At 69.1% G+C, this 12,608-nt stretch carries 12 protein-coding genes and 3 tRNA genes; 4 read left to right on the top strand and 11 right to left on the bottom strand.

What is annotated here, in order from left to right; genetic code table 11:
* Positions 1-81: 81 nt before the first annotated feature.
* The 10 genes from AC25YV_RS11890 to tilS all read right to left on the bottom strand — a co-directional run bounded on the left by AC25YV_RS11890 (position 82) and on the right by tilS (position 9,782).
* Entirely contained in the window at positions 82-969 is an 888-nt protein-coding gene (locus AC25YV_RS11890) for a lipoyl protein ligase domain-containing protein (RefSeq protein WP_488124066.1), read from the bottom strand.
* Positions 885-1,607 (bottom strand): 2-oxo acid dehydrogenase subunit E2, encoded by a 723-nt coding sequence (locus AC25YV_RS11885; protein ID WP_488124065.1) that lies wholly within the window; start codon positions 1,605-1,607, stop codon positions 885-887. The genes AC25YV_RS11890 and AC25YV_RS11885 overlap by 85 nt, the downstream gene beginning before the upstream one ends.
* Complete coding sequence (locus AC25YV_RS11880; protein WP_488124064.1) at positions 1,550-2,428, bottom strand: class II fructose-bisphosphate aldolase; 879 nt, start codon at positions 2,426-2,428, stop codon at positions 1,550-1,552. The genes AC25YV_RS11885 and AC25YV_RS11880 overlap by 58 nt, the downstream gene beginning before the upstream one ends.
* Before the next feature lie 48 nt (positions 2,429-2,476).
* Positions 2,477-2,719, bottom strand: a complete 243-nt coding sequence (locus AC25YV_RS11875) for a lipoyl domain-containing protein (protein ID WP_488124063.1) — start codon at positions 2,717-2,719, stop codon at positions 2,477-2,479.
* A gap of 26 nt (positions 2,720-2,745) precedes the next feature.
* A complete protein-coding gene (locus AC25YV_RS11870; protein ID WP_488124062.1) occupies positions 2,746-3,768 on the bottom strand; it encodes an alpha-ketoacid dehydrogenase subunit beta in 1,023 nt (340 codons plus the stop codon).
* Positions 3,765-4,748 (bottom strand): thiamine pyrophosphate-dependent dehydrogenase E1 component subunit alpha, encoded by a 984-nt coding sequence (locus tag AC25YV_RS11865; protein WP_488124061.1) that lies wholly within the window; start codon positions 4,746-4,748, stop codon positions 3,765-3,767. Before AC25YV_RS11865 ends, AC25YV_RS11870 begins: the two co-directional genes overlap by 4 nt.
* 52 nt (positions 4,749-4,800) lie before the next feature.
* Positions 4,801-5,655 (bottom strand): HAD-IIA family hydrolase, encoded by an 855-nt coding sequence (locus AC25YV_RS11860; protein WP_488124060.1) that lies wholly within the window; start codon positions 5,653-5,655, stop codon positions 4,801-4,803.
* The gene (locus AC25YV_RS11855; protein ID WP_488124059.1) at positions 5,648-7,147 is read right to left on the bottom strand and encodes a xylulokinase; all 1,500 of its coding nucleotides are present in this window, start codon (positions 7,145-7,147) and stop codon (positions 5,648-5,650) included. The genes AC25YV_RS11860 and AC25YV_RS11855 overlap by 8 nt, the downstream gene beginning before the upstream one ends.
* Positions 7,144-8,595 (bottom strand): iron-containing alcohol dehydrogenase, encoded by a 1,452-nt coding sequence (locus tag AC25YV_RS11850; protein WP_488124058.1) that lies wholly within the window; start codon positions 8,593-8,595, stop codon positions 7,144-7,146. Before AC25YV_RS11850 ends, AC25YV_RS11855 begins: the two co-directional genes overlap by 4 nt.
* Before the next feature lie 188 nt (positions 8,596-8,783).
* The gene (gene tilS, locus AC25YV_RS11845) at positions 8,784-9,782 is read right to left on the bottom strand and encodes a tRNA lysidine(34) synthetase TilS (RefSeq protein ID WP_488124057.1); all 999 of its coding nucleotides are present in this window, start codon (positions 9,780-9,782) and stop codon (positions 8,784-8,786) included.
* Between the two features lie 137 nt (positions 9,783-9,919).
* Between tilS and AC25YV_RS11840 the strand changes: the two genes are divergently transcribed.
* Positions 9,920-10,453, top strand: a complete 534-nt coding sequence (locus AC25YV_RS11840; protein ID WP_488124056.1) for an inorganic diphosphatase — start codon at positions 9,920-9,922, stop codon at positions 10,451-10,453.
* A gap of 94 nt (positions 10,454-10,547) precedes the next feature.
* On the opposite strand, the gene AC25YV_RS11835 is transcribed toward AC25YV_RS11840, so the two are convergent.
* On the bottom strand, positions 10,548-11,915 hold the full coding sequence (locus AC25YV_RS11835; RefSeq protein ID WP_488124055.1) for a M23 family metallopeptidase: 1,368 nt from the start codon (positions 11,913-11,915) through the stop codon (positions 10,548-10,550).
* Between the two features lie 223 nt (positions 11,916-12,138).
* Between AC25YV_RS11835 and AC25YV_RS11830 the strand changes: the two genes are divergently transcribed.
* The 3 genes from AC25YV_RS11830 (at position 12,139) to AC25YV_RS11820 (ending at position 12,455) form a co-directional block, all read left to right on the top strand.
* Positions 12,139-12,211, top strand: a tRNA-Glu gene (locus AC25YV_RS11830).
* A 28-nt stretch (positions 12,212-12,239) separates the two neighbouring features.
* A tRNA-Asp gene (locus tag AC25YV_RS11825) sits at positions 12,240-12,313 on the top strand.
* A 69-nt stretch (positions 12,314-12,382) separates the two neighbouring features.
* Positions 12,383-12,455: transfer RNA gene (locus AC25YV_RS11820), tRNA-Phe, on the top strand.
* Positions 12,456-12,608: the final 153 nt, after the last annotated feature.

The raw sequence follows: 12,608 nt of genomic DNA, 5'->3' as shown, positions 1-12,608 counted from the left end.
AGAAAGAGGAGGTCCTGCCGACGGACGGCGGGACCTCCTCTTTCTGGTGGGCTCTCGTAGCGCCCGAGTCCCTACCCGGGCTCAGCCACCACGCAGGACGTCATCAAGCGTGCGGTGGACGACGTGTGGGCCCGCGAAGCGCGCGCACAGCGCCTCTTCGACGGCGGCATCCGTCATGTCGATCTCGTCGGCGAGCGAGCCGAGGGTATCCGGGTTCCAGTCGAGCTCGAGGAGCGCGTTCACCCGCGTCAGAACTGTGCGCGCGGCGGAGGTGACCCGCAAAGGCACACTCGCGCTGTAGAGGCGCACGCCACGGGCGACACGTTGCGCCGTGCCGACGAGCTTGACCTGACCGCGCGCGTTGACGCTGTAATCACCGGGGCAGTACTCCCCCGGCACGGCGCCGAAACGCGCGTCGACCCCCCACTCCCGCAGCAGCGCGACGAACTCCTCGCCGTGGTCCATGAAGACGTCGCGGTTGTCGAGCCGCTGCGGCTCCAGGGTCACGATATCGAGCACGACCCAGTCCGGGTCGAGCGCGACGGCGCGCCCCCCGGCGGGGCGGATGATCGGCTCGTATCCGGCCTCGCGCGCGGCCTTCTCGGCGGCGGCGAAGCTCGGGTGCAGGCTCTCCCTGCGACTGAAGGCGAGGGTCGGCGCGGGCCGGAAGACACGCACGACCCGGTCGGGAGCACGATGCTCGGCGAGGGCGTACAGCAGGTCGAGCGACGAGAGAACATCGGCGCCGGCGCCCCGCTCACCCGGAACCGGGACGGAGCGGACGACGGCGGTGGCGGAATGCTGCGTGTCGATGCCACGAGCATAGGGTGCAGTCCCCCTCTCGAGGAGACTGCACCCTGATGCGTCGGATGCCGTGTCGCGGCTCAGGAGAGCGGCTCCTCGAGCGCGGTCTTGAACGCCGCGAGAAAGCGCGCGCCCGTGGCTCCGTCGATGGCGCGGTGATCGCACGTGAGCGTGTACTCGGCGATCGGCGCCCAGACGCCCTCTCCGTCGCGCTGCACGAAGCGCTGCACCGTCGCCCCGACGGCGAGGATCGCCGCTTGCGGCACGTTGAGAATCGCGTCGAAGCGCGTGACGCCCATCATCCCGAGGTTCGAGACGGTGAAGGTGCCGCCCGTGATGTCGTCACGGGTCAGGGCTCCGTCACGGGCGCGGGTCACAACGTCGGCGCGGACCCGCGCGATCGACGCGAGATCGTCACGGGAGACGTCGTGCACGACGGGCACGACGAGCCCCTTGGGAGTGTCGACCGCAACACCGATGTTCGCCTTCGAGAAGCGCACGACGGCGTCCTCGGCGACGTGCACGTTGAGGTCGGGCACCTCGGCGAGCGCTCGGGCCACGGCACGCAGGATCGCGTCGGTGACGTTGGCGGTCGGCTCTGCGGCGCGCACGCGCAGTGCGGCGGTCATGTCGACCTCGGCCGTGACGTGGAAGACCGGGGCTGCCCAGGCCTGCACCATTCGGCGCGCAGCCGTGCGGCGAAGCCCCTTGAGCGGCTCGACGACGCCTTCTTCGACGGCCTCGCTCACGCCGGCACCGCTGCGTCCGCCGAGGCCGCGGTCGCGGATGCCCGACCCGCGCATCCGTACTCCTGCATCTTCTGCACGGTTGCCTCGATCATGCGGTCACGGCCGACGGCCATGGCTTCCTCGAACTGACGGTCGCCCTGCGACCATGTCTCTTCGATGCCGGCGCGGAACGCGTGCCGCAGGTCGGTGTCGGCGTTGAACTTGTGCACGCCTGCCTCGGTAGCCGCGCGCAGCTGGTCGACGGGGACCCCCGAGGCACCGTGCAGCACGAGCGGGATGCCGGTGACATGGCGGATCGCGCGGATCCGGTCGATGTCGAGCGGCTGCGGTTCGATTCCGGTCACGCCGTGCATGACGCCGGCTGAGATCGCGAGCAGGTCCACACCTGTTTCGGCGACGAAGCGCTCCGCTTCTTCGACACTCGTGTAGTAGTCCTCCCAGCGGATGTCGTCAGCGGCATCCGGGATGCGGCCGAGCTCGGCCTCTACCGGAATGCCAAAGGCGTGGGCGACGCGGACGACCTCTGCCGTGACGCGGATGTTCTCCTCGAAGTCGAGGTGCGCGCCGTCGAACATGATCGAGTCGAACCCGAGCCGGATCGCCTCGAACACCTCGTCGTAGGTGCCGTGGTCGAGATGGATGGGCGCCTGCAGGCCGGATGCGTCCAGCTCGCGGCGCGTCATCTCATAGGCCGCGCGCAGACCCATGTGCGGCACGATCGCCCGACCGACCTGCAGGAACACCGGCGCCTGGGCAGCCTGAGCCGCGCGGATCAGCGCCTGCGTCGTCTCGGGGTTGTGCATGTTGAACGCGCCGACGGCGTAGCCGCCTTCCTGCGCGGCGGTGATCAGACCTAGAGGATCGACTCGAGCCATGATGCTTTTCTCCTTCTGGGCTTCTTCGCCCATCCACACTCGTGCGGGTCAGTCCGTCTCGATGATCGCGACGATGCTGCGCACCTCGACGGAGTCGCCCTCGTCGACCAGGATCTCGGTCAGCGTGCCGGTCGCGGGCGCCTCGAGGGTCTCTTCGACCTTCTCTGCCTCGACCTCGGCCAAGGGCTCGTCTTCGGTGACCCGGTCCCCGACCTTCTTGTGCCACTCGATGATCGAGCCTTCGCTCATTCCCATGCCCCACTGCGGGAGCAGGACTTCTACTCGTGCCATCGTTCTCTCCTTGGTTCTGCGTCGAATCAGGCGCCCGCTGCGGCGGGAGCCGTCAGGCCGGTCACGCGACGTACAGCGGCGGCGATTCCGTCCTTGTTGGGGTACATCTGCTTCTCCAGCGAAGGGCTGAAGGGGATCTGCATGTCGGGAGCCGTGAGGCGCACGATCGGCGCGGTGAGCGCGTCGAAGACCTCTTCCGAGGCGATCGCGCTGATCTCGGCGGCCGCACCGCACGTGCGGTGCGCGGGCTCGGCGATCACCAGTCGGCCGGTCTTGGCGACCGAGCGAAGGATGGCGTCACGGTCCAGCGGGACGAGCGTGCGAGGGTCGATGACCTCTGCCGACACGCCCTCGGCGGCGAGCTCTTCGGCAGCGGCGAGGGCTTCAGGCACGGAGCTGGAGATCGCGACGATCGTCACGTCGGTTCCCTCACGGGCCGTGCGAGCGACACCGAACGGAATCTGGAACTCCTCGTCGGGCACTTCTTCCTTGCTGCCCCACAGGAGGCACGCTTCGAAGGTGAGGACGGGGTCGTCCATGTCGATCGCGGCGCGCAGGAGGCCCTTCGCGTCGGTCGGGCTGGACGGCACCATGATCTTCAGGCCCGGGACGTTCATGAACATCGGGTAGGGACGGTCGGAGTGGTGGGCGCCGGTGTTCAGGCCGTAGAACATCGCCGAGCGGAACACCGCGGGCATCGAGGCCTGACCGCCGAACATGTAGCGGTTCTTGGCGACCTGATTCACGAGCTGGTCCATCGCCATGTAGAGAAAGCTCGAATACGACAGGTCGACGATCGGGCGCAGGCCCGTCATCGCGGCACCGGCAGCCGCCCCGACGATGCCTTCTTCAGAGATGGGGGTGTTGCGGATGCGGTTCGACCCGTACATCTGCACGAAGTCACCCGTCTCACGACGCGCCTTCCCGCCACCGGTCGTGCCGTACACGTTGGCCTCGACGTCTTCGCCGATGATGATGACGCGCTCGTCGGCATCCATCGCCTCGCGCTGGGCGGCGCCGATCGCGCCGAGGAAGCTCATGACGCTCATGCTGAGTACTCCGTATCCGTGTAGAGGTCTTCGAAGGCGACAGAAGGATCGGGGAAGGGGCTCTCTTCAGAGAAGCGGACCGCCTCGTCGACCTCGGCGAGGACCTCGGCCTCCAGGGCATCCATCGCCTCGGTGGAGTGACCGTTCGCGACGAGGTGCTCGCGGAAGAGCACGAGCGGGTCTTTCTGGAGCCATGCCTCGCGCTCGTCGGCGGGACGATAGTCGGTGCCCAGTCGCAGCCCCTCGGAGTGCTCGTTGTAGCGGTAGGTGACGACCTCGACGAGGGTGGGCCCTCCACCACTGCGCGCGCGCTCGACGGCGCTCGCGACGGCCGCATAGACCGCGAGCACGTCCTGGCCCTCTTCGACCCGGACACCGGGCATCCCGAAGCCGGCGGCGCGGTCGGCGATGACGCCGCTCGTGACGGTGTGCGCCGGGGTCGACAGTGCGTACTGGTTGTTCTCGCACAGGAAGATCACGGGGAGCTTCCACACGCCCGACATGTTCATCGATTCGTAGAGCACACCCTGATTGGCGGCACCGTCACCGAAGAAGGCGAGCGCGACCGAGTCGCGGCCCAGCACCTGCGACGACAGCGCAGCGCCCATCGCGATCGGGATGGAGGAGCCGACGATGCCAGACTCGCCCAGGCTGCCGACCGAGAAGTCGGCGAGGTGCAGCGAACCGCCCTTGCCCTTGCAGACGCCCGTGGCCTTGCCCTGGAGCTCGGCCATGAGCGGTCCGAGCGGAGAGCCCTTGCCGATGGGGTGGCCGTGACTGCGGTGGTTGCCCGTCATGTAGTCGCCGTCGCGCAGCGCCATCGTCGCGCCGACGACCTGGGCTTCCTGACCGATCGACGTGTGCACGGTGCCGGGGATGTGCCCACGCTTGACCATCTTGGATGCGCGCTCGTCGAACGCGCGGATGCGCAGCATCCGGCGCTGCATCTCGAGCAGGAACTCGTCGGACAAACCGTCCATCGGTCGACCCTCTCCGTCGTGGGAATAACTATTCCGCGTGTGTATGAGTATTCTATGTGGCGTGCCCTGGCCGTGCAAGCGCCCCGGCAGGTACAAGGTCATCGATGCGGTCGAGGATGAAGTCCGGCCGCAAGCGGGGCTCGCAGCGCTGGACATCGGCAAGCTGCGAGTCGCCGGTCAGGACGAGAGCCGTGCTGATGCCGGCGTTGATTCCCATCCGCACATCGGTCTCGAGGCGGTCGCCGACCATGACGACGCGCCCGACGTCAGGGCCGAGAAGCCCCAGGACGGACTCGATCATGATGCGGTCGGGTTTGCCCATGTTGGCCGAGCAGCGCACCCCGGTGGTCGCCTCCAGAGCGGCGATGATGCCCGCGGCATCGGGTTCTCCTCGCCCACCCGGAAAAGGACAGTACCGATCCGGGTTGGTCGTGATGAGGATTGCTCGCCCGTGCTGCCACAGCGCATCGAAAGCGATCTGCAGCTTGCTGTAGTCGAATGCGCGGTCGTAGCTCGCGATCACGATGTCGATCTCGGCGGGATCGTCGCTCATCGCGATCCCGGCCGCGGCGAGCGCCCGCACGAGGGGCGCTTCGGCGATGGGGTAGACGACGGCCTTCGGATGCTGCGCCTTCAACCACGCGACGGTGCTGACGATGGTATTGACGATCTCCTCGTGCGACACCGCGATGCCGAGGCGCGTGAGCTTGTCGAGGTACATCTGCGGATCGCGCGTCGGGTTGTTCGAGAGGAACACGCGCCGAGCCCCGCGGTCTCGCAACCCGTCGAGCAGCTCCCGAGCGCCCGGAAGCAGCTCATCGCCGAGATAGACCGTCCCGTCCAGGTCGAAGAGGTAGGCGTCGAACCAGTCGTCGGGGCGCCGGCGCCGCACGTCTGCGTCAGACATCGGCCACCTCCGCAATGGCCGGGAACAGGGGGCGAACGGCGGGATAGACCTCGCGATACACCCCGTAGAGCGCGTCGTATCGCCGGACCGCGGCGGGGTCGGGTTCGTACCGACGCCCACGCCGCGTCATCGTCGCCGCGGCATCCGCCACATTTGCGTGAAGCCCCGCGCCCGCGGCCGCGAGGATGCCCGCACCGAGCGCCGTCGCCTCATCGTGACCGGCGAGCACGAGCGGCCGACCGAGCACGTCCGCGAAGATCTGGCACCACAGCGGACTGCGCGCGCCTCCGCCCATCGCGACGAACTCGCGTACGCGCTCGTCGAAGTGCGGTTCGGCGTGCTCGAGACACCAGCGCAGTTCGAACGCGATGCCCTCGAGCACCGCCCGATAGATGTGCGCGCGCGTGTGGACGCCACCGAACCCGATCATGACGCCCCGCGCCCGGTGGTCCCACAGCGGAGTGAGCTGGCCGTTCCAGTACGGCGCGACGAACAGACCCTCGGCCCCGGGCGCGATGGCGGCGGCCTGAGTCTGCCAGTACTCCTCGCGCGAAACATCGGCCGGCTCCCCGGCGGCGATCTCATTGAGGAACCACGAGACCAGGAAGGTCCCTGCTCCGACGAAGAGTTCGTTGTTGACGCTCCCGGCCATGGCCCCCGCCATCGAACGATGTGACAGACGGGGCCGATAGGTCGGGCTGAAGATGCCTGCGATGAGTCCGGTTCCAAGATTGAGATAGGCATCTCCGGGTGCGGTGACGCCCGCACCGAGGCCCGCGGATTGGCCGTCCCCGGAACCGGCGACCACGAGGACGGATGCAGCGAGCCCGAGCTCGTCGGCAGCGGCGGCGGTCAGCGTGCCGATGGGGGTGCCCGGCGCCACGAGATCGGCGAGGTGGTCCGTGGTGAGACCTACGAGGTCGAGCACCTCGGGCGCATACTCGCCCGCGGCGAAGTCCATGAGCCCGAGCGGATCCGCGCTCGCGGTCGAGGTCACCCACAGCCCTGCGAGGCGATGCACGAGATAGCCATGCACCTCGACGACCTTCGCCGTGCGGGCGAGCGCGTCCGGCTCGTTCTCGGCGAGCCACAGCAGTTTGTAGAGCGCGGGCGTCGGGTTGGGCGGTTTGCCCGTGAGCGCGTGGATGCGTTCGGAGCCGAAGCGATCGACCTGCGCGCCAGCGCGGGCATCGAGCCACAGCATTGCAGGACGCAGCGCCTCGCCGTCCGCGTCGACGCACGCGAAGCTCTCGCGCTGGTGCGTGACCGCGAGGGCTGCGACGCGGCCGGGGTCGATCTGCGCGAGGCACTCGCGGACGGCCGCGGTCGTGGCACCCCACCAATCACGCGGGTCCTGCTCGCCCCATCCGGGCTGCGGGATAGACAGGGGCAGCTCGCTGCGCCCGCTCGCGATCGCACGGCCCTCGAGGTCCCACGCGATGCACTTCGCGCCCGTCGTCGAGCAGTCGATGGCGAGCACGACGTCGATCACGGCGTTGCTCCCGCGGCCTTCGCGGCGGCGTCTTCGGCGCGGGCGATCACGGCGGCGACGTCGCCCGTGGTCCACCAGCCCGCTTCAGCGAGCAGGTCGATCACGGTCACGCGGTTACGCATGTACAGGCCGTTCGCCACGGCCCAGTGCCATACCTCTGGGGTGACCCAGTCACCGAGGTCCGGCACGCGCAGGGGAGCTTCGGCCGCAGCGAGCGCGGAAGCGAGCGCCTGGCCGTCGGGAAGCATGCCCCCCAGTCGCGACACGAGCGCGTCCGCGTCGGCCAGCAGTCGCAGGGGGGCATTGCCGGCGGCGGCCCAGGCCGTGCGCTTGGCGGAGTAGTCCTTCCAGCACTCTTCGCCGAGCGCCCCGCTCGGGTCGCACACGGCGAAGGCTTCGAGCACGCGTGCGCGTGCGTCGCCCTCGGGCGCTGTGATCTCGCGCCCCGCGCGGATCTGTTCGAGCAGGTGCGCCCAGGCACTCGCGGCCACGACCGAAGCGACACCCACCTGAGCGCCGTGCAGACCCACCTCACGACCGGTCGCGACGGCGTACATGTCGAGCATGTGGCTGACGAGGTGCTCGACTCCGGACAGGCAAGCGGTCGAACCTGCGATGCCCGTGCCGATCCCCCGGATCGCGAGGACCCGCGTGAGCTGCTCAACGGCATGGGGAGCGCCCGAGCCGAGCCCGACGCCCCATTGCGCGGGATCGCCGGCGAATTCCTGCAGCAGATCGCGCGGGGTCGTGTGGAAACTCGTGTCGGTGCCCACCTGCGACGCGAGCCACCAATCCGCCGGAGCGGTGAAGAGCGATTGCACCTCGCCGAAGCCTGCGGAGTTGAGCTCGCGCGGCGCGGTGCGGATGACGGCGGTGTCGGCGAGCACGACCTCGGGCCAGCGGGAGTCGATCGTGCGCTTCGCGCCGGCGCGCAGCACGACAGAGACGTTGTCGGTGTAGCCGTCGACCGACGCCGCCGTCTGGATGATGACCAGGGGGAGGTTGCCGGCCGCCGCTGAAGCGAGCTTGGCGATGTCTGAGATCGTGCCTGAGCCGATCGAGACGATGCCGTGGGCCCCCCGAACCGCGTCGGTCGCCGCGCGCAGCGCGTCGTCGTCGACGTGGAGGTGCCCGGGCGTGCCCAGCACGACCTCGGTCACTTCGAAATCACGCGACAGCTGCTCGATGACACGCGGTTTGAGCAGAGTCTCGCCCGACAGGATGGGCGTGGCATCGACGAGAACGGCGATGACGGTCTCGCCGGACCCGTGCTGCTCGCCGCGCAGCAACTCGCGCATCTCGGCCGTTGCGCGCGCCGATGCGTTGTCTTCGATCACGAGCCGCTTGAGGCCCAGCGGCGTGAGCGCATCGGGCCGTTCGCCTGCTGCGATCGCCGCGCGAACCGCGGTCAGATCAGTGGGATCGTCGATATCCGAGAACGCACTCATGGCCCCTGCTTTCACCTTCGAACTGCGAACCACCGTCCCGCATACTTATTCGACATATGAATGGAGGGTGTATCGGCGAGTGTAGGTCGAGGCTCGCGAGAGTGTCAAGGCGCGCCAGACAGCCCTCGTGCACGCACGAGAGTTGCTCGACCGCGCGCCGCCGCCACCGAGGCGGCGCGCGGTCTCTGTCAGCCTCGGGCGGTGAAGATGACGCGGCTGCCCACGCGGCGGGCCGTGCAGCCCGGCAGGTCGAGAGGGCCCTGACCCGTCCATCCGGTCACGAGGCGGGCGACCTCGAGGGTCTGGGCGCGCGTCAGGCTCTCGTGGAACTCACTGGCCACGACGTGCCGGATGATGCGGTGCCGCAGCGCCGCGGGATTGGCGGCGAGCGCCGCGACCGAGACCGCGATGCCGGCCTCAGCGTGTTCGACGATGTCCTCGATCGTCTCGGCGATCATCTCGTCGAACGCTTCGGCATCTTCGCGCAACTGCGCCGCCGTGCGGGCGAGCGCGTCGGCGACGCCAGGTCCGAGCTCTCGCTCGAGCACGGGCAGCACCGTCTCGCGCACCCGCACGCGGGCAAACCGTACGTCGGTGTTGTGCGGGTCACGCCACGGGGTCAGTCCTTCGGCGGCGCACGCCGCCTCGGTCGTCGCACGCGTCACATCGAGCAGGGGGCGCAGCAGCGGGGTTCCCCCGAGGTCGGACGAGGGCGCCATGCCCGACAGGCTCGTGGCGCCCGATCCCCGCGCGAGCCCGAGAAGAACGGTCTCGGCCTGGTCGTCGCGCGTGTGGCCGACGAGGATCGCGGCCGCCCCGAGTTCGAGCGCCGCAGCACCGAGAGCGCCATAGCGCGCGGCGCGCGCCGCCGCCTCGGGACCGCCCGCGTCTCCGACGTCGACGCGCACGATCCGGGTGTCGAGGCCGAGACGCCGGGCCTGACCGGCCGCCGCGGCGGCGACGTCGCCAGATCCGTCCTGCAACCCGTGATCGACGACGACCGCCGTCGCCCGGATGCCCCGAGCCGGGGCGGCGAACGCCGTCGCGGCGGCGAGCGCCAGCGAATCGGCCCCGCCCGACAGCCCCACGACGACGGCAGAATCAGCGGGCACCGCGGCGAGCGCGCCGCGCACGGCACGGCGAACCTCGGCGACGGCGGGGTGCAGGCCCGGTCTGTGCTCGGTCACCTCACCACGGTACCGGGGGGGCCGTGTGCGCGGCTTCGGGCGATCCGGGCCGCGACGGCGCAGCCGCGCCGTCTGCGCGGCCAAGTGCCCGCGACTAGGCTGGTCGCGGACTTTTCCCCGACCCTAGGAGCAGCAGCATGGGCGCGTACGACGCAGTCATCGAGATCCCGCGGGGCAGCCGCGTCAAGTATGAGGTCGACCACGGCACGGGCCGCGTCTTCCTCGACCGCATCCTCTACACGGTGTTCGGATACCCCACGAACTACGGCTTCTTCGAGAACACCCTCGGCGAAGACGGCGACCCGCTCGACGTGCTCGTGCTGCTCGACCGCGACCTGTACCCCGGCATCCTCGCGAGCGTGCGCCCCGTCGCCGTGCTCAAGATGAGCGACGAGGCCGGCGGCGACGACAAGGTCGTCGCCGTGCTCGCCAAGGACCCGCGCTGGGCCCACATCCAAGACGTCGACGACATCGACGAGTGGACCAAGAACGAGATCGCGCACTTCTTCGAGCACTACAAGGACCTCGAGCCCAACAAGTGGGTCAAGGTCGACGACTGGGCAGGCGCCGCCGAGGCCGAGCGTCTCGTGACCGAGGCGTTCCAGCGGTTCGCCGAGCACGAAGGACAGACCAAGACCCAGGGTGGCGGCGTCGCGCCGAACACGCTCTGACGCGCACTCCTGAGTCGACTCGCGCCCTATCCCTGCGCCGCCCCGTGCGCCGCAGGGATAGGGCGCAGTTTCGTTGCGGGTCGTGCGAGGGCGATCAGAGCCAGACGCCGCGGGCCGCCATGAAGTTCTGCGGGTTGACGGTGCCGCCAGGGGTGTAGACCTCGAAGTGCAGGTGGCATCCGAAGGAGCGCCCGGTCATTCCCTCGCGGGCGATGAGCTGTCCTGCGTTGACCCACTGCCCGCGGCCGACCAGCAGTTGCGACGCGTGGGCGTACCCCGTGGCGATGCCGCCACCGTGCTCGATGCGGATGTAGTTGCCGTACCCGCTGTAGACCTGCGACATCGAGACCGTGCCTGCCGCCGCGGCGTAGATCCCCGCTCCGCAGCCTGCTGCCATGTCGGTGCCGAGGTGCCACGTGCTCGCGCAGCCCTGGTGGCCGCACTGGCCGGTGCGAGGTCCGTACCCCGAGGTGAGGCGTCCGCCCGACGGCCGCGCCCACCCGCTTCCGCCGACGGAGCCGCCGCCGCCACCGCCGCCGCCACCACCGCCGCCGCCGCCACCACCACCGCCACCGATCGCGGCGGCTTCTTCGCGGGCCTTGCGGTCAGCTTCTTCACGGGCCTTGCGCTCGGCTTCCTTGCGGATCCGCTCGCCTTCTTCGTACTGGGCGACGGTCTTGGCCGTCGTGTCCTTGAGCGCCGCAAGCTGCGCTTCGAGGGTGCCGAGGTACTGCTGCTGCTCAGCGAGCGCGGCGGCAGCGGCGTCGGCCGCCCGCTGCGCGGCAGCCATCTTGTCTTCTGCGATCACCCGCAGCCGGTCGCGCTCCTGGCGCTGGATCTCGGCTCGGTCGGTGATCCCCTGCGCGGCGTCGCGAGCTGTGACCGCCTGCGCGTAGACATCGTTGTTGCGCTCGAGGAGCTTGTCCATCGTGCCGAGCCGTGCCAGAAGGTCATCGGCCGAGGCGGCTGACCCTGCGAAGAAGAGCTCGAGCGCCGTGTCATCTCCGCCGTTGCGGTAGAGCTGGGCTGCGACGCGGCCGGCCTTGTCGGCGGCATCCTTCGCGACACCCGCCTGGGCGTCGGCTTCGGCTTGCAGCTGGTCCGTGCGATAGGCGGCTTCGAGGTACTCCTGCTGTGCGACGAAGTACTCATCGGCGGCCTGCTCGGCGAGCTGATTCTTTCGGGCGACCTCGGTCGTGAGCGACGAGATGAGGCCCTCGATCTTCGCGACCTGTGCCGCCTTGGCCGCTTCACTGGCTTTGGCACGCTGCACTTCGTCCCACGTGGGGTACGAAGCGGCGAATGCGGGGGCGACGAGGGGTCCGCCGAGGCCACCGACGACGGCGGCACCGAGCACACCGAGGCCGAGCGCGGAGCGCCGGCTGAGCGACGGCCAGAGGCTGCGTCGCTCTTTCTCGGAGGGCGCGCAACCGCACTCGTCGTGGGCCTGCTCGGAGTCCACCGCAACCTCCTGCCGAGAGAAACAACCTCGATCACACTAGCAACACCGTTCACAGACGCAACGAGTCCGCCCGCAACTTTCCGCGGCTCAGAACCAGGCAAGTCTCCCCCGTGACACCCCCGCAGAGGCGGCGGCGCGCGCTCGATTGGCACATTGCCGATTCATCTCGTATGCTTGAGCGTCGGTAGGTGAACGGCGGGTCTGAACGGTCCAGGGTTCATTCGGCCCCATCGTTTAGCGGCCTAGGACGCCGCCCTTTCACGGCGGTAGCACGGGTTCGAATCCCGTTGGGGTCACACATACCGCATACAATTCAATACGCATGGCCCTGTAGCGCAGTTGGTTAGCGTGCCGCCCTGTCACGGCGGAGGTCGCGGGTTCAAGTCCCGTCAGGGTCGCTCTGAGCGACGGGCCCTTTCTTATGAGAGGGCCTTTCGTTTCAGGAGTGACATTCTCGGATGCCACTCGGCTCTGTAGCTCAGTTGGTAGAGCGCACGACTGAAAATCGTGAGGTCACGGGATCGACGCCCGTCGGAGCCACTGAAACCCTCGTGTGGCTTCTACACACGGGGGTTTCTTTATCCCCCCGGTCAGGGTGCCTTTTCGCTCACCGCCCGCGGCGAACGCTACGTCCATCTACGGCGGCAACGGTCAAGCCCCAATGCGTGGTGTAGCCGTTGGTAATCCTTCTGC

Source organism: Microbacterium sp. Y832 (assembly GCF_057669765.1).
This window is presented reverse-complemented; position numbering and strand designations above follow the sequence as displayed.